The organism is Acinetobacter sp. ANC_7634 (genome assembly GCF_056779875.1).
In genome coordinates, this window is record NZ_JBWYIT010000001.1 from 278,982 (window position 1) to 300,107 (window position 21,126).

A 21,126-nucleotide genomic window follows, 5' to 3' on the forward strand; every position below is an offset into this window, starting at 1 on the left:
GGATTTGTTCCGCGCTGACAGAATTTAGGTTTACAACATGCCCATTTCAGAGACATGGTTATTACCTGATGGTGTAGCTGATGTATTACCAGAGCAAGCGCAAGTTATTGAAACTTTGCGTCGTACCGCGTTAGATTTCCTCGCAGCTCGAGGTTATCAATTGGTGTACACGCCATTTATTGAATACATCGAATCTCTATCTTCTCTTTCAGAATCGAATCAAGATTTAGACTTAGCCACATTTAAAGTAATCGATCAACTTTCAGGTCGTTTACTTGGTGTGCGTGCAGATATGACGCCTCAGGTGGCGCGTATTGATGCACACGTGTATCCAGTTGAAGGTGTTGCACGCTATTGCTACGCTGGAACGGTACTTCATACCAAACCACAAGGTTTCAATACCACACGTGCGCCTTTACAGCTCGGTGCTGAGTTGTTTGGTTCAGACAGTATCGATGCTGACGTCGAAATGATCGATGTTATGTTGGAATTATTAAAAAATACAGGTGTAACTGAGGCGATCCATTTAGATATTGGACACGTTGGTCTATTCCGTAGCTTAGTTAAACATGCAGGATTGAACAAAGCTACAGAGTCGCATCTATCTGATTTATATCAGCGTAAAGCATTGCCAGAACTTGCTGAATATACGCAACAACTTAAATTCGGATCTGATTTTTATTCGCTTGGTCGTTATGCAAGTGATTTAGTCGCTTTAAAATCACATTTAAGCCAAGAAATCTTAGAAGATTCGGCATTCCAAGAAGCATTTAATGCAGTTCAAAGCACACAAGATGCGATTCAGCAACGTTGGCCAAATCTGCATATTGGTATCGATGTAGTAGAGCTTCGTTCATATCACTATCACACTGGCTTAATGTATGCAGTGTATGCACCAAATCGTGCTGCGCCATTAGCTCAAGGTGGACGTTATGATGGTATTGGTGAGCATTTTGGTCGTGCACGTCCAGCAACTGGCTTTTCATGTGACTTATACGCTTTAAGCGCTGGTCAATTTAAAGCATTGGAAGTGATCGTTGCACCTAAGGGCAATAATGCTGACCTAGTCAAAGCAATTCAAGGATTACGTGATCAAGGTAAAAGCGTTGTGCAGTTGCTTGGTCAAGATGAGTTGAATTCAGTACCTAACGCGACTCACCAGTTGGTGAATCAAGCGGGTGAGTGGAAACTCGAACAGATTTAATCACCTGATTTGAATACTAAATTTCAAATCATGTTCTTCAATTTTAACAGCATGATGCAATGAGGCTATTATGGGCAAGAATGTTGTGGTACTTGGTACCCAATGGGGCGACGAAGGTAAAGGTAAAATCGTTGACCTGCTCACAGATCAAGCGGCTGCAGTTGTTCGCTATCAAGGTGGACACAATGCAGGTCATACTCTCGTCGTAGGTGGTAAGAAAACTGTTTTACACCTCATTCCATCTGGTATTTTACGTGAAAACGTACTTTGCTTAATTGGTAACGGTGTAGTGCTTTCTCCTGAAGCGTTAATCAAAGAGATGACGATTCTTGAAGAGCAAGGTGTGCCAGTTAAAGAACGTTTACGTATTTCTCCAAACTGTCCATTAATTTTGCCAAACCATATTGCATTAGACCAAGCACGTGAGAAAAAACGTGGGAATGCCAAGATTGGTACAACAGGTCGTGGTATTGGTCCAGCGTATGAGGATAAAGTTGCACGTCGTGCGGTTCGTGTCGCTGATTTAGTGCGTGGTGGTGATCATCTTAAAGCATTGCTTGAAGAGTTACTTGAATACCATAACTTCCAATTAACACAATTCTACGGTGTAGAAGCGGTTAAGCTTGAAGACGTGCTTGCGTTATGTGATCAATGGCGTGAAGTTGTTGCTCCACTGGTTGTTGATGTTACTGGCGAATTGCATAAATATCGTAAGAATGGTGACAACATCATGTTTGAAGGTGCTCAAGGCTCACTTCTTGATGTTGACCATGGTACTTATCCATACGTAACATCTTCAAATACGACTGCTGGTGGTGTGAGTTCTGGTTCTGGTCTTGGTCCATTACACCTTGACTATGTATTGGGTATTACCAAAGCTTATACAACTCGCGTAGGTGCAGGTCCATTCCCAACTGAGTTGGTTTATGATGCTGCAAACGATGTTGGTGATGCAATTGGTAAGCACCTTGGTACTGTAGGTTCAGAATTTGGCGCATCTACTGGTCGCCAACGTCGCTGTGGTTGGTTCGATGCTGAAATCCTTCGTCGTTCAGTAGAAGTAAACTCACTTTCGGGTATTTGCTTGACTAAACTTGACGTTCTTGATGGTTTAGAAGAAATCAAAATCTGTGTAGGTTATGAAGCTGCAGATTCGGGCTGCGTAGGTTCTTCTGATGCACTTGCATTTGAAACTTTAAAACCAATTTACGAAACAATGCCTGGTTGGACTGAGTCTACTTTTGGTGCTAAATCTTTAGACCAATTGCCAGAAGCAGCAATCAACTATATTAAGCGACTTGAACAGTTAATCGAATGTCCAATCGACATCGTATCAACTGGTCCAGACCGTGATGAAACGATTATTCTTCGTCACCCGTTCGAAGCTTAATTAAAAGTTTTAAAAAAGCCCTGTGATATCACAGGGCTTTTTTTGATCTAAACAACGACCAAAGTTGTATAAAAATTGGCTGTGCTGAATCTTAGAGATTGTTAAAATCGAATGTATAAAATAATAGAGTGTGCAGGATGCATAAAAATATTTCTGGAACGATGTTTTATTCGTTGTTATTTGCAATGGGGGGGGCACCCACGATTGCGATGATGATAATTCGATCTCAAACAGTAGCCGAAGATGTGGTTTACCAAGTCTTTATTGGGCTGTCGATTATGATCGCTTGCATATTGGTCCCTATTATTTTAATTCAGAACACCTATTTATTTTTTAAACGTAAAGATGAGAAGCTTGAAACTCGTTTAAAACCGTGGAGTCAAACCTATCTCGTGCTTAATATTTTTTGTTTGGTCTTTTGGATCAGCTATCAATTTGTTTACTAAATTACATAACAAATAAAAAAGTGAAGAAAAATGAGATATTAAGCTTAGCTGAGTTTGTCTATAATTATGAACAAGTACTTTCAAGTAGATTGGAACATTATAATGAAGAACAAATTATTGCTCGGTCTTACAGCATCTGCGGTGATCTCGATTTCAGGGTGTACAACATTTGCGGATATGGCGGGTGCGGACTCAGCGACATTAAATGCAGCTGCTGCACAAAGTTACTCGCAAGCCATTGATACAGCTCGCAGCAAGGGCTTATTGGATACAAGCTCAAATACCTATAAGCGTATTACCAATGTCTACAATCGTTTGCGTCCATATGCTGATCAAATGAATCAAACGGGTCAGCCATTCCAATGGCAGGTATCTGTAATTAAATCAAGTGAATTAAATGCTTCTGTCATGCCGGGTGGTAAAGTTGTTTTTTATACAGGTATTGTGGAACGTTTAAATTTAACAGATGCTGAAATTGCGGCCATCATGGGACATGAAATGATCCATGCTTTAGAAGAGCATGCAAAAAGTAAATTGGGTGCTCAAGCTTTAACTGACTTGGCTTTAGGTGTTGGTTTAAGTGCAGCTGGGGTAGGTCAAGGTGGCGCAGCAGTTGCACAAATTGGTTCTCAACTGGGTGTAGGGTTGCCTTATTCACGTAACTTGGAGAGCCGTGCTGATCAGGGCGGATTAATGTTAATGGCTCGAGCTGGGTATAACCCACAAGCAGCGATTACATTATGGGAAAAGATGGCTAAAGCAAGTAATGGCGGCAATGCATCTTTCTTATCAACACACCCTTCAAATGCTCAACGAATTGAGGCGATGCGTAAAAACTTACCTGCAGCTCAAGCGATTTATAACCAAAGTCGCCGTTAAAAGAATAAAGCTAAAAAAGGATGCGTTAGCATCCTTTTTTTATATTCACCACTTAGTAAATTGTTATCACAGTATGGCTTTGATTCAAATGTATTGAAATCGAATTTATTAGACACTTAAGGTGCTGGATTTGGCTGTTGTTTATGGATGATCTCAATTTCCTGAAGTATTTCTTCTGACAATGACACATTAAAAGCATCAATATTTTCTTTGAGTTGATTTAAATCGGTTGCACCAATGATTGTGCTGGTCACGAAGAACTGCTGCTTAATGAAAGCTAACGCCAATTGCGTTAATGTCAGTCCATGTTTTTCTGCTAAGAGGGCGTATTGTTCAGTTGCCCATTCACTTTCAGGATTACTATAACGCACAAATCTAGAGTATAAGGTGACTCTGGCATTTGCAGGTCTCGCACCATGTCTAAATTTTCCTGTTAAATAGCCAAAAGCGAGCGGTGAATAGGCCAGTAAACCGATGCCTTCAAATTTAGCAATCTCCGACATGCCGATTTCATAGGTACGATTTAATAAGTTATAGGGGTTTTGTACAGAAACAAATTTAGACAGCCCTAACTTTTCAGCTAAATGTAGAAATTTCATGGTTCCCCATGGTGTCTCATTGGAGAGTCCGATATAACGAATTCTACCTCTATTAATTTCCGCTTGAAGGGCAGATAAGGTTTCCTCGAGTGGTGTGATATCTAGTGTACTGTGAGCATGGTGATTGGTATAACCCAATTGACCAAACATATTGGTTGGGCGTTGAGGCCAATGCAGCTGATAAAGATCAATATAGTCAGTTTTTAAGCGTCTAAGATTTGAGTCTAAGGCTGAGCTGATGTCGCTGGCAGTATAGCGAGTTGTGCCGCCTCTAATATTGCTACCACCTTGGCCTGGACCTGCAATTTTTGAAGCAAGAAAAAGTTGATCACGTTGGCCGCGCTGCTGAATCCAATTGCCGATAATTTCTTCCGTCGCGCCTCGAGTTTCGACTTTAGGTGGTACTGGGTACATCTCTGCAGTATCCCAAAAATTTAACCCCCGCTCGAGTGCATATTCCAGTTGTTGGAAAGCCTCGGACTGGCTATTTTGCTCACCAAAGGTCATTGTTCCTAAACAAATTTCGGGAACGTGTATATCTGTTTGCCCAAGTCGATTAAATTTCATGCTAAACATCCTTGCTGTATTTTTTAAGTTGATATATTTAAATCATACCTAATCTAAGATTCAAAACGTATGTCAAATAAATTCGAAAGTTTTCAGAAAAAAGGCAATAAAAAAGCAAATCGTCAGATTTGCTTTTTTGAATCTAGATCAGATGAAAATTTATTCATCATCATTGTTGTCAAAGTCTTCTTCAACAGAATTTACTGCTTCTAATGATGAATCAAAAATTAAGATAGCTTTACCATCAGTTTCAATCATGCCTTGTTCTTCAAGTGTTTTAAGAACACGACCAACCATTTCACGTGAACAACCTACAATACGACCAATTTCTTGACGAGTAATACGAATTTGGCGTCCATTTGGAAGAATCATTGCTTCAGGTTGAGCTGACAAGTCGATTAAACAACGTGCAATACGACCCGATACATCAATAAATGCTAGGTCAGTTACTTTTCGAGTTGTATTTTTTAAGCGACGAACGAGCTGTGCGAACACCGCATAGCTAAGATCTGGATACTGCTTACTTACTTCATGGAAGTTAGCATATGAAATTTCAGCAATCTCACATACATCACGTGTACGTACTTCTGCAGTACGCTGAGGATTACTTTCAAATAATCCCATCTCTCCAAAAAAGTCCCCTGGGTTTAAATAGGCTACAACAATTTCACGTTCATCATCTTCACGTAAAATAATTGAAACCGACCCTTTTAAAATTAGATACAGAGATTTCGACTCTGAGCCCGCATCAATAATTGAAGTTCGTTTTGGAAATCTATTGATGTGCGCACGCTTGAGCAAAGCTTTGACAGATTCAGGTAATTGACCTGGCGACAAAGCATCTGTACTAAGTTGTGAAAAATTAGAAGTCATGCTTTTTAAATTCCGATTTGGATAGTAACTAGATCTTTAGACCTAAATAAACTTGCCACGTGAAGCATAAGAGGTGAAATTCCTTATCAGCTCAATATATGCTAGTGTACAGTCCTAAGTAAATTTATAGTTTTTTTTAGGTAGTTGCAATGCATACTAGCGTACATTGGTTAGAGAATGTTGCTTTTGAAGCAAAATCTGAAAGCGGTCACCAAATTATCATGGATGGTGCTGAAGCTTACGGTGGTGAAAACCGTGGTCCACGTCCGATGGAACTTATATTAATGGGGCTTGGTGGGTGTGCTTCGTTTGATATTGTGACTATATTAAAGAAATCTAGACAAGATGTGACTGGTGTTGAATGTCAGTTGAAAGCCGAGAGGGCAGACACAGTTCCTGCGGTTTTCACGAAGATACATTTGCATTTTGTGGTTACAGGAAAAGCAGTCAAAGAAAAGCAAGTCGCTAAAGCGGTTGACTTATCTGCAGAAAAATATTGTTCAGCAAGTAAAATGCTTTCAGATGGCGGTGTTGAAATTACACATGATTTTGAAATTATTGAAGCTGAAGCTTGATTTTATCGAGTTGAAAAAAAGCAACCTTAAGGTTGCTTTTTTTATGTAAAGTCATTAAATCAATTTTACTCTTGTACCCATGGCAGATTGTGAAATCGCCAACCATTATAAGTACCACGATGGGAGTTAGGGTCTAAATCACCTTCAAAACCTTGATCGATATTGTATACGTTCGTGAAACCTGCATTATACGCAACACTTGCTGCTGCCGCAGAGCGCTTTCCACTACGGCACATGAGCAAAATGATGTCATATACATTAACAAAAGATTGTAACTTCTCTAAAAACTCTGGGTTACGTTCAAGTGAGATGCCTGTCAGCCAAGGAATATGTTCTGAATGTTCGACATAACCTACGAATTTTCGCTCTTCATGTGTTCTGACATCAATAATGATCGCTTGTTGGGATTGGAACAAAAGCCACGCATCTTGGGGTTTTAAAGAGCCTGCAAAAAGGAGTGTATGATCTTCTACATTTTTTTTTGCTTCAGATAAAATAAATTTAATTTTATCTTGATGAACTTTATTTTCTGAGAGATTTATAAAATGATTCATGTAAGTATGCCTGAATGATTAAATCATCCGTTTATGGAAAACGGTGATTATTATAAGTTTTATCTATATTCTTTAAATAAATATAAAATTGATTGTTTATCTTATAAATTCATATTGAATGATTTTGCACAACATGTACCGATTAAGTCGATATAAGTTCGGCGTACTCCTATGTGATGATTTGAGAACAATAATGACCGTTTACTGAGAATATATTTTCTTTGTCATATCTAGTGAATATTAGATAAATATCATAATCACCATGAAAAAATTGTGAAGTGGTATTGAAAAATGTATGAGCAGCACAAATATTATAATTATAATCTATCTTTATTTTTTAAATAATTGAAATATAAGAAAATAATTAAAAAACCGACTTGAAATATGACGCTTCTCACCCATTAACTAAGCAAGTACCAAATTTGTTGTGAGGAAAATAATAATGCGTTTTGAAAAATTTACAAATCGCTTACAGCAAGCCTTATCTGATGCGCAATCTTTAGCAATGGGCAAGGATCATACAGCGATTGAAGGCATCCATATACTATCGACCCTGCTTGAAGAGCCATCAAATATGAGTTTGTTGCAGCAGGCAGGGGCGAATTTACGAGAATTAAGCACAAAGTTGCAACAGGCGCTTGATGATGCACCAACACTTGCTCATCCAACTGGTGATATTAATCTGAGTCCAGATGCGGTTAAAGCGCTTAACTTAGCAGATAGTTATGCACAAAAATCGGGTGATGAGTTTCTTTCAACAGATTGGGTGTTACTTGGTTTAGCAGAAACAGGTGCAACCAAAACTATTTTAAATGCGGTTGGTGTTCAATCTGCAGGTTTAAAAGCGGCGATAACTAAAGTTCGAGGTGATGAAAAAGTCATGAGTAACAATCATGAAGATCAACGTGATTCATTAAACAAATACACCATTGATCTCACTGAGCGAGCACTTTCTGGCAAGCTTGATCCAGTGATTGGGCGAGATGATGAAATTCGTCGAACAGTCCAAGTTTTATCACGCCGTACAAAAAATAATCCTGTTTTGATTGGTGAACCGGGTGTTGGTAAAACTGCCATTGTTGAGGGTTTAGCACAGCGTATCGTCAATGGAGAAGTGCCTGAAAGTTTAAAAAATAAACGTGTCTTATCACTTGATCTTGGATCGCTTTTAGCTGGTGCAAAATATCGTGGTGAATTTGAAGAGCGTTTAAAAGCAGTATTAAAAGATCTTGCTAAACATGATGGTGAAATTATTCTGTTTATCGATGAGTTGCACACTCTAGTCGGTGCAGGTAAAGGCGACGGTGCAATGGATGCAGGTAACATGTTGAAACCTGCTTTAGCACGCGGAGAATTACGTTGTGTAGGTGCTACAACTTTAGATGAATATCGACAATTCATTGAAAAAGATGCAGCACTTGAACGTCGATTCCAGAAAGTATTGGTTGACGAGCCTAGCGTTGAAGACACGATTGCGATTTTACGTGGATTAAAAGAGCGCTATGAAGTACATCATGGTGTCAAAATCTTAGATTCTGCCATCATTGCTGCAGCTAAAATGTCACATCGCTACATTACAGATCGTCAACTACCAGATAAAGCGATTGATCTAATTGATGAAGCGGCATCTCGAATTAAGATGGAGCTTGATTCAAAACCTGAGTCTCTAGATAAATTAGAGCGTCGTCTTATTCAACTCAAATTACAGCTTGAGGCTGTAAAAAAAGACGAAGATGCGGGAAGTAAAGCTGAAGTTTCACACTTAGAAAAACAAATTGCTGAAGTGGAGAAGGAATACAGCGATCTTGAAGAAGTGTGGATTTCTGAAAAGCGTTTGGTCCAAGGCGATCAACAAACTCAGGCGGAGCTTGATCAAGCACGTATTGCGATGCAAAAGGCACAACGTGAAAATGATCTAGCTGAAATGGCACGACTTCAATATGGAGTAATTCCTGATTTGGAGAAACGACTCAGTGAAGAAGCATCTGAAGAGAAAGTTGAACCTAAATTATTGCGTAATAAAGTGACGGACAATGAAATTGCCGAAGTTGTAAGTGCAGCTACAGGAATTCCTGTAGCAAAAATGCTACAGGGTGAGCGTGAAAAATTACTCAGTATGGAAAAATTTTTACATAACCGCGTCGTAGGCCAAGATGAAGCGGTAGTTGCAGTTTCTAATGCTGTACGACGCTCACGTGCTGGACTTTCAGATCCAAATCGCCCAAGTGGTTCTTTCTTATTTTTAGGTCCAACAGGTGTCGGTAAAACTGAGTTAACTAAAGCTTTAGCAAACTTCTTATTTGACAGTGACGATGCCATGATCCGTATCGATATGTCTGAATTTATGGAGAAACATTCTGTTAGTCGTTTGGTGGGAGCACCTCCTGGTTATGTTGGTTATGAAGAGGGTGGTGTGCTAACTGAAGCAGTACGCCGTAAGCCTTATAGCGTGGTGTTATTTGATGAAGTAGAGAAGGCTCATCCAGATGTATTTAACATTCTGCTTCAGGTACTTGACGATGGTCGCTTGACTGATTCGCAAGGGCGTGTGGTGGATTTTAAAAATACAGTGATCGTCATGACTTCAAACTTAGGTTCAAATGAAGTGCGCGAATTAGGTGACATGGCGACGGAACAAGATGTACGCAGTGTTGTGATGGCTGCTGTTTCTGAGCATTTTAGACCAGAGTTTATTAACCGAATTGATGAACTTGTAATCTTCCATGCACTGAAAAAATCGCAGATTCGAGGTATCGCGGATATTCAGTTAGATCGCTTACGTGCTCGTTTGGCTGATCGTGATTTAAGTTTGACTGTAGATGACACTGCTTTCGATGAATTAATTGAGGCAGGATATGACCCAATCTATGGGGCTCGACCACTCAAACGTGCTATTCAACAAAAGGTTGAAAATACATTGGCTCAAAAAATTTTGGCGGGAGAATTTTTGCCAGGAGATACAATTGTTATACAAAGCACTGATGGAAATTTGAGTTTTAGTAAACTTAAATTAAATTAGAATTTAATAAACAAACTTGGAAAACCTGAATTCGTTCAGGTTTTTTTTTATTTAAGTGATTTAAAAATAATAAATTTATTTTTTAATAAAATTGCTACTCAAATCTATTAAGTATAAGATTGCACTCAATATTTTTGTGAATAAATGTTTAATTTGTTTATTGATTCACAAAAGGAATTCATTGTTTAGCTTAATGGGATCAATATGCTAGAATTAAAACGACTCCGAAAATTAAAAAAAGAACCTTATAGTGAGTTTGTTAAGGTAAAAGATTTAAAACCCCGTGATATTGAAAAGATGTTCAATATTTACAGTAACTATTATTCAAATACAGTCTTTGAAATTTTTGAAAGAGACCTTCTGGAAAAGACTGGTGTGTTTATCATTCGAGAACCCAAAAAAGATTTTTTAGTGGGTTTCTCAACTGTAATGGAGCGAAATTTTACCGTGAATGGTAAAACTGCCCATGCTTTTTTTAGTGGTGATACCATTATTGAGGAAGCGTATTGGGGTAGTCGAGCATTACAACGTGCGATGTTTCGTTATGTAATGACCTTCAAATTACGTCATACGGGTGTACCGATCTATTGGATGCTGATCTCAAAGGGCTTTAAGACCTACTTACTTCTTGCAAATAATTATTATCACTATTATCCAAATCCAGAAAATAAAGATGAATATTTAAAAGATTATGTTGAAGCGTATTGTCGTGAGTATTTTGCAGAATACTATGATGATGAATCAAAGCTGATTGATTTTGGAGAAAACTATCAGTGTCTGAAACCTGATGTGGCCCCAATAACAGAAGAAATGCGCCAGAAAAATCGTAAAATTCAGTTTTTTGAGGAATGCAATCCATCTTGGGTTCAAGGTACTGAATTACCGTGTATTGGTGAGCTGCGTTGGGTTGATATTTTGCAAACAGCGGTAAGGTTTGTGAAAAAATCATCGCTCAAAAAAAATAAGTCGAATCTGAATAAAGATAAATTATCTAAATCGGCTCAAACCAAAGATCAAGATCAAGATTCTAAGGTGGCCTAATGTCTGTGATATTTGCAGCTCATCAAGTTTTAAATTTGGCCTGTAAAAAATCATTTAAAGACTTTTATCAATACGCTGATCAATTGGAAAAAGTTCAGCGTGATAAATTAAAAGTTATATGTGATGATCCAAAGATGGAATATGAGTCGTTTGCTCAACATTTTCCAGTAACACGTTATGCTGATTGGAAGCAGAAAGTTGAAGCATCACGTAATCAAGGCGTCAATTTACTTAATAAAAGTAAAATTATCCGATTCCAGCCTACAAGTGGTTCAAGTGAAGCACTCAAATTTATTCCATATACCCAACAATTTTTAGGTGAAATAGATCAGGCGATTGGTTTATGGCTCACGAGTTTATATCGTCGTTATCCTGAACTAAAACGTACAACACACTATTGGTCTGTATCTTGGTTGCCTGAAAGCCAGCGTCAACTGACGACCACTCATAATTTAAATGATGATAGTGCCTTACTTTCTTTTTCAAAACGAATTTTAACTCAAATTACGCAGGCCGTGCCTGCTGACATTGCTTTGGCAGAAACTGCTGAAGATGCGATGTTCGCTACGGCTGTATATTTAGTCAGAGATGAAAATCTCGGCATGATTTCAGTGTGGAGCCCAACTTTTGCACTGCAACTGATCGAAATTATCCAAGAAAATAAGAGTGAAATAGTTGAGGTTTTATCGACTGGTCAGTGGAGTCGTCAAAGTTTAGATTTTTTAAAAATCAAAAAATCAGTAAAACGTAGCCAGATTCTAGAACGATTAGATTTGGAAGATCCGACTTGTTGGAAAAAATTGTGGCCAAAGCTATTTTTAATTTCATCTTGGGATACCGCAAGCGCACAGCACTGGGCACAAATTTTAAAAACCAAAATTAAGGGTGTAAGTTTTGAAGGTAAAGGGCTTTGGGCCACTGAAGGCGTAGTGACTATACCTTTAGATGATCATTATCCCTTGATGTATCAAGCTCATTTTTATGAGTTTCAAGATTTAGATACTCAGCAAATTTACCCTGCTTGGCAGCTTAAACCAGGTCAAATCGTGAGTCCGATTATTACGACAGGGTCTGGCCTAAAACGCTACATTATTGATGATGAATTATTGGTTGATTCTTTTTATCAGGGCATTCCGTGCTTTAAATTTCTTGGTCGAAAGATGACAGTTGATTTGGTCGGAGAAAAGATTGATCAATCTGTTGCTTTGAGTGTGATCGATACATTTAAACAAAACGGTTTTTTACCCATTAGTTTACTCGGAATAGAACAGACTGAATCGAAACCTTATTATGTTTTGCTTTCTGAGGGTAGTGTGAGTGGGCAGCCGTCCGATCAACAGTTAGATCAATTGCTAAAACAAAATTTTCACTATGAGTTGGCACGTAATTTAGGGCAATTAGATGAAGCACGCGTGATGCATGTGGAAGATGCATGGCATGAATATAAGACAATCGCAATGCGCAATGGCATGATTGAGGGGAATATCAAGCCAGAACCGTTGAAGAAAATGAAATTTATTTAAGAATTTAAAAATGACAGAGCAAAATTTACTATATCGATCAAAAACCTCGCCTGAATTTTATCTACGTTATGCTGCGGAGCAAGATGATCCTCAATTGATTGAGCTGATTTCTGAAAGTATGCCGAGTAACGGTATGGTGATTTCATTTGAGCGGAAACCGAGTTATTTTCGTGCTACACATGCACAATATAATAAGCCTGAAATTTTGGTTGTCGTACATCAAGATCAGCCTGATCAAATTATTGCCATGATGAACATCGGTTGGAAATCGTATTGGATCAATGGCGTCACTGAACAATTACGCTATGTATCAGATTTACGAATCAAACTTACAGCTCGGGGTAAAAAAGCGTTTAATGTATTTATGGAATACATTTTTGAATGTTTCCCTCGTGAAATTATCTTTCAAAGTGTGATTTTAGAAGATAATAAAGTAGCTCGTAATATGATGCATCGTGAAAGAGAAGGATATGCTTTACCTTATATCTTTGATTCGATGAGCACTTTTACCATTTCTAAGGTGCCTAAGTTTAAGCAGTCTGCTGAACTTCGCCTTGAAACAATGACCATAGATAAGATTGATGCGGTCAATGGTTTTATACAAGAAATGGCTTCCCATTATAATTTTTTACCTGATTATGACTTTAGACAGTTATTGGAAGCTAATCATCCTTTTTGGTATGGGCTGAGATTAGAAGACTTTCATTTAGTGCTCAATTCAGATCATAAAATCGTAGGTTTATTTGGTTTGTGGGATCAAAAAGATTTCAAACAAACTAAAGTGGCGAGTTATTCTACAACGTTAAAACTGTTAAAACCTGTCTATAACACTTATGCTCGAATTACTGGACAGTTAACGCTTCCCGAAGAAGGGCAATCCTTTGATTATCTCATGACGCATAGTTTCCTCTGTGATCCAAGTGCGTTAGACGTACTAAAGTTTATGCTGACCAAAGTAAATACATTGGTGAAAGCTCAGGGTAAAACATCATTTTGTGTGACTGTGGTTGAGAATGACCCACGTAAGCAAGTTCTAGAGCAGTGTTCATCACATAAAATGAAAGCAGTTCACACGCTTCATAGTTATGAAAGTAAACCCTATGACGTGATTGATCGTTCTAAATACTCTTACTTTGAAGTGAGTCGTATTTAAGAATATGGTGCGTTCATCGGAATGCGAGTGAACGCACTTGATTAGCTGTAATTAATAAATATATAAATAAAATTACAATAATAATTCTCGAGATAAAAAATGGAATTCATAAGTGTTACTTTTCGACGGTCAATTTTAATTTCTTGCATGCTGTTGTGTGGTTTTCAATGGGCAACTGCACAGCAATTAGATGAATCTGAACTCATCGAACAGCAAGTGATTGATCAGAATTTGAATGAAAATTTAGTGCAAGAATTAAAAAAAGAAGTATCACAGAGCGTTGAGGTACAAATACAAAATCAACAATATTTGGCTCAGACTCAAGCAGAAGAATTTAATCAGAAGCAATTGGTTTCAAATGCGGTTTCTGATTTTGAATTGAGCAAAAAAGCAGATCCTGATCAAATTAGCAAAACCATTAAACCACTGACGTATTATCCTTATGATACGCTACCACGTACTGTCTATGTTTCAACAGATCCAACCATTATTGTGACAAAGGAATATTCATCTTCAAAAAATTTAAGAAAATAAAAAGGGCAAACGAATTGCCCTGTTTTTTATTAGTCAAGCTCTCAAATCATTAGGTTTGAAGATGTGTAATTTTCCATGAACGGTGAATTTTAGTATTACGTTTAAAGTCTAGACCAATTGTTTCATGGGTGAGTTCTTCAATGTCATAAAATGCTTTGATTTCGTCGTCTAATTCAAAACCACGATAGTTATTTGAGAAATACAGTGTACCACCAGTGGTTAAACGATTCATTGCACGCTTAATCAGGGATAAGTGATCACGTTGAACGTCAAACGTACCATGGAATTTTTTAGAGTTCGAGAACGTTGGCGGATCGATAAAGATTAAGTCATATTGTTCATGACCTTCTTTTAACCATTCAAAACAATCACTGGCAAAGAACTGGTGTTGTTGGTCAGCATGATCAACCGTTAAACCATTTAAGACAAAGTTTTCTTTAGACCAGTTCAAATAAGTATTTGAAAGGTCGACACTGGTCGTGCTCGCAGCACCACCTAACGCAGCATGTAAACTTGCAGTTGAGGTATAACTATATAGATTAAGGAAATGTTTACCTTTTGCTTCAGCAGCGATGCGTAAGCGAATTTGGCGATGGTCGAGGAAAAGGCCAGTATCCAAATAATCTGTCAGGTTAACCAAAATTTTCGCTTTGCCTTCTTGAACGATAAAGCGTTTAGAGGCAGTACTTTGTTTGGTGTATTGGTTTTTACCTTCCTGACGAGCACGAGTCTTGATAAAAATGGCATCGCGACCTAAACCTGTGACAGCACGGATTGCTTGTAAAGCAAGATTAAAACGTTTTTTCGCTTTTTCAGGATCGATTGATTTTGGTGGGGCATATTCTTGAACATGCAGTCGGTCACCATATAGATCTACAGCGACATTAAAGTCTGGTAAATCAGCATCATAAATTCGTAAACAATAGATATTTTCTTTCACTGCCCATTTTTTCAAATTCTGCATATTCTTTTGCAGACGATTTGTAAAATCTTCGGCGCCTTCAATTTTATCGAATTGAAGTGGTTGCCAATTGGCTAAGAAAGGTTGTGTCACAACAGGTGGCTTAATCTTGCCCGAGCGAATATAAATAGGCAGCTTACCATTCATTAAGCGAAGCGTTTGAGTTTCGCTGAATGCTAACACGTCTGCTTGTTCAATTTGAGCTGCAATAACTGCGGCAGTTTGGTTGGCAAAGTTCTTTTGAAGTAAGCCAGATAGACCAAGATAGAATGAACGGCTAGAGCCTTTATCCCCAAGACGCTCACCATAAGGTGGGTTGGTGACAACGACCACAGATTTACCTTCTGCTTTAAAATCTGGCCAATCAGAAAGGGTGCGCTCTTCTATTTGAATTTGATCTAGCAATGCCTCAAATCCTGCAGCGCGGATATTATTTTTGGTTGCTTTTACTGCTTCCCAATCTGCGTCAAAGGCATAGAATTTTGGAAGCGGTTTTTCTAAGGCAACTTTGTGACGTTCCGCAGCTTCACCTTTAATTTGCATCCAAAGATCATGATCATGACCATTCCAGCCATTAAAGCCGAAACGACGAACCAAACCAGGCGCGCGGTCAGTTAACATCATCAAAGCTTCAATAATAAATGTTCCTGAACCACACATTGGATCAAGAACAATATCTGGATTCTTTTCAATTAATTTTGCATGTTGAAGAATGGCTGCTGCCAAATTTTCTTTGATCGGTGCATCAGTCATATAGTGGCGATAGCCACGTTTATGCAATGAATCGCCAGACAAATCTAAACAGAAAGTATGTTCTTTTTTACCAGCCAAAGCGTAAATGGTTATTTCTGGTTGTTTGATATCGATGCTTGGACGCTTACCGACAGCCTCCATGAAGGAATCTACGATACCGTCTTTCACACGTAAGGTAGCGAATTGGCTGTTGACTTTGATCTCACGTTCGACATGTAAACGCACAGCAAATGTACTTTGAGGTGCAAAAATAAGCGACCAGTCAAAACTATTTGCACCTTCGTAGAGTTCTTCAGCTACATCGCGTGCATCGTGAGTAAATTCAACTTCAAACGTATGAATAGGCGTCAAAACACGTGATGCAAGACGAGACCACATACAAATGCGGTAGGCATCAGCCAATTGACCTTTGAAAACCAATCGCCCAGGGAAACGTTCAACGTTTTGTACTCCTAAACCTTCAATTTCTTCTTGAAGTAAGGTTTCAAGCCCATCTGCACAGGTAACCCAATATGTAGAAAGACGAGGTTTAGAATTCATGAACATTCCCAAAGACAAATAAAGCAATCGCATATTTTAACTTATTTTTGATTTTAAAACTGCTTTAATGCGTTGATCCAACCATTTTAAAAATAATTTAAATTTAAAAGATTGATTGAAACTGGTTGATATAGCCCCATAAAACTAAAAAACACTAAAAGATAAAAAAATATGCTGGCTTTAATTTTCTCTATGTTTACCTTTTCATTATCGATGTCTATCTCTCCTGGACCTGTTAATTTAACTATTCTCAGTAGCAGTATGAACTTTGGTGTTCGAAAAACTTTTGCTTTTATTTCAGGTGCTACCATTGGATTTACTGCTTTACTTGCAGCAGTTTGCTTTGGTCTATATCAGATTATTTTATTGTATCCGGTTCTTTTGGATGCTATTGCGCTGTTAGGAACGGCTCTATTGGTTTGGATTGGCTGGAATATTTTAAGTGCTAAAGACGAGAAAATTAAAACGGATCAACAAGATCTAGAGAAAATTCCAAATTTTACGCAAGGTGCTTTAATGCAGTGGCTGAATCCAAAAGCTTGGATTGCCGCTGTTTCAGGTACAGCTCTATTTTCAGCTTCAGAGAATAGTGTTTATTTAGCGCTTTTTGTTTTGATTTATTTTATGGTCTGCTATGTCTCTTTATGGCTTTGGGGATATGCAGGGGAAAAATTGGCTCAGTTTCTTAATGTGGGAAATCGAGCAAGAGTTTTGAATAGGGTGATGGGAAGTCTTTTAATCGTGATTGCTATACAGATGTGTCTCACTCATTTTTTAACATATCCATAAAACTATGAGTGGATCATTTATTAAAAATTTCTATTTTTATAATCTAACTCACTATTTCAGGGAAATTTGATTGAACAGATGTATCAAAATAAAGATAAACAAGATTTTATGTAGGAGTTTGGAGCCTAATTTTGAGGGAATTAGAAGATTTCAATGGGATGATTTTGGTTAAATTAAGTTTTTGAAAAATTTTATGAAACATCATAAGTCGTGATTAAGTTAGATATTGATCAGCTGCAGTGTGGGTCACTGCCAAATCATTTTAGAATCTGTATAATACGTTGACTTAACGTATAAGGAATCTCTCATGCACTTCGCTGCATTGCATACACCGAGCCAGATTCAACTCAACCAAGATGGGAATCTCAAACACTTCCTCACCATCGAAGGCCTTTCAAAAGAAACTCTTACAAAAATATTGGACACTGCACAGTCCTTTTTTAATGACCAAAATCAGCTCATTACCAATAATATGCTTGAAGGCAAAACGGTAATGAACCTGTTTTTCGAAAATTCGACACGTACACGAACGACATTTGAAGCAGCGGCAAAACGTCTTTCTGCCAACGTGCTCAATATTGATATTGCTCGCTCAAGTACTTCTAAAGGCGAAACACTGAGAGATACACTGTGGAATTTAGAAGCAATGGCGGCTGATATCTTTGTGGTTCGACATTCTTCATCGGGTGCTGCACATTTTATTGCGAAGGATGTTTGTCCAACTGTTGCGATTATCAACGCGGGTGATGGACGTCATGCGCATCCAACACAAGCAATGTTGGATATGCTTACGATTCGCCGTGAAACCAATAAAAAATTTGAAGATATTTCCATTGCAATCATTGGGGATATTAAACATTCACGAGTTGCACGTTCTGATGTGGCTGCATTGCAAACATTAGGTTGTAAAGATATTCGTGTGATTGCGCCGAATACGTTACTTCCTTATGGCTTCGATGAATATGGTGAAGGTGTTCGCCTATTTAACAATATGGAAGCTGGGATTAAGGATTGTGATGTCATCATTACTTTACGTATTCAAAATGAACGTATCGATTCACCTGCATTATCTTCACAAGCTGAATTTTACAAAATGTATGGTTTGAACAAAGAGCGTTTGGCTTTGGCCAAACCTGATTGTATCGTGATGCATCCAGGGCCGATGAATCGTGGTGTTGAGATTGATTCAAGTATTGCAGATGGTCCTCAATCAGTGATTTTGAATCAGGTGACCAATGGTATTGCGGTGCGTATGGCAGTTCTCGCGCTGGCGATGCAGGGTCAGTTACAAGAACAAGGTTTAATTGAAGCAGTTGCGGTATAAGGAATCAGTCATGTCTATTGTTAAAGTCGAAAATGTACGCGTCCTAGATCCAATTGCTCAAACTGATCAAATACAAACTATTTTTATTCAAGATGGAAAACGCATCGAAGCGACTTCAGATGTGCATGAAAGCATCGATGGGCAAGGCAAATGGTTGATGCCAACGATGGTTGATTTGTGTGCACGTTTACGAGAGCCAGGTCAACAACAACATGGAACGTTGAAATCTGAAGGTAAAGCAGCACGTGAAAATGGCATTTTACATGTATTTACCCCACCAGATTCAAAACCTATCGTTCAGGACAATGGTGCTTTAATTCATGGTCTTGTTGAAAAGGCAATGTTAGATGGCGGGATTTACCTTGAAGTGATAGGTGCACAAACACAAGGGCTTCAAGGAAATCAACCAGCCAACATGGCAGGTTTAAAAAAGGGTGGTTGTACTGCTGTATCAAATGCAAATGCACCTTTTGCGAATGACGATGTGGTGCTTCGTACGCTTGAATATGCTGCAGGTTTGAATTTAACTGTCGTATTCTATGCTGAAGAGCCTCAAATTGCGAAAGATGGCTGTGTGCATGAAGGCTTTATTGCTTCACGCCAAGGTTTACCAATGATTCCTGCTTTGGCAGAAACGGTCGCGATCGCAAAATATCTATTAATGATAGAGGCGACAAAAGTCCGCGCACACTTCGGATTACTGTCTTGTGGTGCTTCGGTTGAGTTAATACGTATCGCGAAGGAAAAAGGATTGCCAGTCACGTGTGATGTTGCAATGCATCAGTTACATCTTACGGAATCTTTAATTGATGGATTCAATTCCTTGGCACATGTACGTCCACCTTTGCGTTCAGAGTCTGATAAAGAGTTACTTCGTCAGGGAGTGAAATCTGGAGTAATTGACGCGATTTGTACGCATCATGAACCACTCAGTAGTTCTGCAAAAATGGCACCTTTTGCAGAGACTTTGCCAGGTTTTACTGCTTTTGATTCATATGTTCCTTTTGGAATCAAATTGATTGAAGAAGGTTTATTTAGTCCATTAGAGTGGGTTGAAAAAGTAACGAGTGCGCCAGCTGCTGTTGCACAAATGACTGAGACATGGAAAGCACAGGCTGGATGGGTGCTGGTTGATCCAGATTTGGAATGGACACTTGATAAATCTTCTATTATTTCTCAAGGTAAAAATACACCGTTGATTAATCAAAAAGTCAAAGGTAAGGTAATTCGTACTTTCATAAAATAATGTGAATTCAATCATTTAAAGGTCGATTAATATCGGCCTTTTTTATTTTGGATGATTGAATAATTCATGATTCAGTATATTTTATGAAGATCTGTATTTTTTAATAAAATTTAACTGAGAGCTTTAATAAGAATCAAAACAAAACCAATGAGGTTTGGTATCAAGAGCTTGAGTTTGATTGGGGGAGTAGCATGAAACTTCGGATGAAAACATTGACCACATTGTGCATGGTTGGTGCATTGTCAGGATGCCAACAAGTGTATTCAATCATGTATGCTTTTAATCGTTGTGATCAACCTGAAGTGCAATTAGAACTCGAACAAGTCATCCATAAAGACATCGCGAATATCTCAGCGACTCAACTCAAAAGTATTATAGAAAATGATCAAGTTATTATAGATGGTCAACTCTTACAGCGTAGTTTGAAACCAGTTCAATTTAAAATTGAAAACATTGATAAAATAAAGAAAATGAGATCCTCTGATCAGACGATGTGTACAGCAAGAGTCACTGCTGAACTACCATCAAATTATCTGACGGATGCTGATGTATCGCGCGCATTAAATCGAGAGTCAAATGTTTTAGAATCAGCTGCACTTTCTCAATTAAACTTTGAGAACAATCAGATTTCTACTGAGTTAAATTATAGTGTACGAATTTCAGAGCATGAAGTAACTGTACAATTGGTGAATGCACTACATTTCACCAGTTTTATGCAAAAAGTTCTAATAGATGCCCATTTAAAACCATCACGTTTGACGGCTTTAGTGTTAGATCGTCAAAAGAAACAAGCACTTTTAAATCAGCAAAATAAAACATCAGATGATTATCAATCCATTCTTATTGCTGAAGCACAACTTAAATTAGATCAAGCCAATGAAGATCTAAATTCTGTATGGAGTAGAGCTTCACTTCAAGCACGCCAAAAAATACAATACGAGCAAGAACTGTGGGCAAAAAAGCGTAATTTAGAATGTAAATTAAATAGTGAAGGCGCCGATAATCCTGAAGTTTTTCGATTGAATTGCGAAACAAATATGGCGATTAGTCGAACATCTGAATTACAGCAAAAAATTTTCACTCTAAGTTAGGCATTGATTAAACAGGGTTGTTGAGCGTTAGCTTTTACGCATCAAATTTTAAAAAAATAAAAATG

The 21,126-nt window shown here is 38.1% G+C and carries 18 protein-coding genes; 14 read left to right on the top strand and 4 right to left on the bottom strand.

The window, feature by feature from the left end; translation table 11 throughout:
* Positions 1 to 37: 37 nt before the first annotated feature.
* The 4 genes from AC1M9A_RS01295 to AC1M9A_RS01310 all read left to right on the top strand — a co-directional run bounded on the left by AC1M9A_RS01295 (position 38) and on the right by AC1M9A_RS01310 (position 3,919).
* Complete coding sequence (locus AC1M9A_RS01295; RefSeq protein ID WP_035265874.1) at positions 38 to 1,204, top strand: ATP phosphoribosyltransferase regulatory subunit; 1,167 nt, start codon at positions 38 to 40, stop codon at positions 1,202 to 1,204.
* 70 nt (positions 1,205 to 1,274) lie between these two features.
* On the top strand, positions 1,275 to 2,594 hold the full coding sequence (locus tag AC1M9A_RS01300; protein WP_035265875.1) for an adenylosuccinate synthase: 1,320 nt from the start codon (positions 1,275 to 1,277) through the stop codon (positions 2,592 to 2,594).
* A gap of 137 nt (positions 2,595 to 2,731) precedes the next feature.
* Positions 2,732 to 3,040 (top strand): hypothetical protein, encoded by a 309-nt coding sequence (locus AC1M9A_RS01305; protein ID WP_180027584.1) that lies wholly within the window; start codon positions 2,732 to 2,734, stop codon positions 3,038 to 3,040.
* A gap of 102 nt (positions 3,041 to 3,142) precedes the next feature.
* Entirely contained in the window at positions 3,143 to 3,919 is a 777-nt protein-coding gene (locus AC1M9A_RS01310; protein ID WP_035265878.1) for a M48 family metallopeptidase, read from the top strand.
* Positions 3,920 to 4,035: 116 nt separating this feature from the next.
* On the opposite strand, the gene AC1M9A_RS01315 is transcribed toward AC1M9A_RS01310, so the two are convergent.
* Both AC1M9A_RS01315 and crp read right to left on the bottom strand, forming a co-directional pair.
* Positions 4,036 to 5,085: an NADP(H)-dependent aldo-keto reductase gene (locus tag AC1M9A_RS01315; RefSeq protein ID WP_481609463.1), complete on the bottom strand. Its 1,050-nt coding sequence runs from the start codon at positions 5,083 to 5,085 to the stop codon at positions 4,036 to 4,038.
* A gap of 159 nt (positions 5,086 to 5,244) precedes the next feature.
* Positions 5,245 to 5,958, bottom strand: coding sequence for a cAMP-activated global transcriptional regulator CRP (gene crp / locus AC1M9A_RS01320; RefSeq protein WP_035265881.1), 714 nt, complete (start codon positions 5,956 to 5,958; stop codon positions 5,245 to 5,247).
* 149 nt (positions 5,959 to 6,107) lie between these two features.
* Here crp and AC1M9A_RS01325 point away from each other — a divergent pair, with 149 nt between their 5' ends.
* A complete protein-coding gene (locus tag AC1M9A_RS01325) occupies positions 6,108 to 6,533 on the top strand; it encodes an OsmC family protein (protein ID WP_092766119.1) in 426 nt (141 codons plus the stop codon).
* A 65-nt stretch (positions 6,534 to 6,598) separates the two neighbouring features.
* Here AC1M9A_RS01325 and AC1M9A_RS01330 read toward each other — a convergent pair whose 3' ends face one another.
* Positions 6,599 to 7,087, bottom strand: coding sequence for a rhodanese-like domain-containing protein (locus AC1M9A_RS01330; protein WP_092766120.1), 489 nt, complete (start codon positions 7,085 to 7,087; stop codon positions 6,599 to 6,601).
* Between the two features lie 442 nt (positions 7,088 to 7,529).
* Between AC1M9A_RS01330 and clpB the strand changes: the two genes are divergently transcribed.
* From clpB to AC1M9A_RS01355, 5 genes are all read left to right on the top strand, one after another.
* Positions 7,530 to 10,106, top strand: a complete 2,577-nt coding sequence (gene clpB / locus AC1M9A_RS01335) for an ATP-dependent chaperone ClpB (RefSeq protein ID WP_481609464.1) — start codon at positions 7,530 to 7,532, stop codon at positions 10,104 to 10,106.
* 204 nt (positions 10,107 to 10,310) lie between these two features.
* Entirely contained in the window at positions 10,311 to 11,147 is an 837-nt protein-coding gene (locus AC1M9A_RS01340) for a hypothetical protein (RefSeq protein WP_481609465.1), read from the top strand.
* The gene (locus tag AC1M9A_RS01345; protein WP_481609466.1) at positions 11,147 to 12,670 is read left to right on the top strand and encodes a GH3 family acyl-acid amido synthetase; all 1,524 of its coding nucleotides are present in this window, start codon (positions 11,147 to 11,149) and stop codon (positions 12,668 to 12,670) included. The genes AC1M9A_RS01340 and AC1M9A_RS01345 overlap by 1 nt, the downstream gene beginning before the upstream one ends.
* Positions 12,671 to 12,680: 10 nt before the next feature.
* A complete protein-coding gene (locus AC1M9A_RS01350; RefSeq protein WP_481607030.1) occupies positions 12,681 to 13,823 on the top strand; it encodes a GNAT family N-acetyltransferase in 1,143 nt (380 codons plus the stop codon).
* Positions 13,824 to 13,970: 147 nt separating this feature from the next.
* Positions 13,971 to 14,357, top strand: coding sequence for a hypothetical protein (locus AC1M9A_RS01355; protein WP_481607029.1), 387 nt, complete (start codon positions 13,971 to 13,973; stop codon positions 14,355 to 14,357).
* 49 nt (positions 14,358 to 14,406) lie between these two features.
* Here AC1M9A_RS01355 and rlmKL read toward each other — a convergent pair whose 3' ends face one another.
* Positions 14,407 to 16,611: a bifunctional 23S rRNA (guanine(2069)-N(7))-methyltransferase RlmK/23S rRNA (guanine(2445)-N(2))-methyltransferase RlmL gene (gene rlmKL, locus AC1M9A_RS01360; protein WP_092766126.1), complete on the bottom strand. Its 2,205-nt coding sequence runs from the start codon at positions 16,609 to 16,611 to the stop codon at positions 14,407 to 14,409.
* Between the two features lie 171 nt (positions 16,612 to 16,782).
* On the opposite strand from rlmKL, the gene AC1M9A_RS01365 reads away from it, so the two are divergent.
* The 4 genes from AC1M9A_RS01365 (at position 16,783) to AC1M9A_RS01380 (ending at position 21,061) form a co-directional block, all read left to right on the top strand.
* Positions 16,783 to 17,400: a LysE family translocator gene (locus AC1M9A_RS01365; RefSeq protein WP_481609467.1), complete on the top strand. Its 618-nt coding sequence runs from the start codon at positions 16,783 to 16,785 to the stop codon at positions 17,398 to 17,400.
* Between the two features lie 307 nt (positions 17,401 to 17,707).
* Positions 17,708 to 18,724 carry an aspartate carbamoyltransferase catalytic subunit gene (locus tag AC1M9A_RS01370; RefSeq protein ID WP_092766128.1) on the top strand — a complete coding sequence of 339 codons (1,017 nt, stop codon included), beginning with the start codon at positions 17,708 to 17,710 and terminating at the stop codon, positions 18,722 to 18,724.
* A 10-nt stretch (positions 18,725 to 18,734) separates the two neighbouring features.
* Positions 18,735 to 19,970, top strand: coding sequence for a dihydroorotase (locus AC1M9A_RS01375; RefSeq protein WP_481586674.1), 1,236 nt, complete (start codon positions 18,735 to 18,737; stop codon positions 19,968 to 19,970).
* A gap of 191 nt (positions 19,971 to 20,161) precedes the next feature.
* Positions 20,162 to 21,061, top strand: coding sequence for a lysozyme inhibitor LprI family protein (locus tag AC1M9A_RS01380; protein ID WP_481609468.1), 900 nt, complete (start codon positions 20,162 to 20,164; stop codon positions 21,059 to 21,061).
* The last annotated feature ends 65 nt before the right edge of the window (positions 21,062 to 21,126 follow it).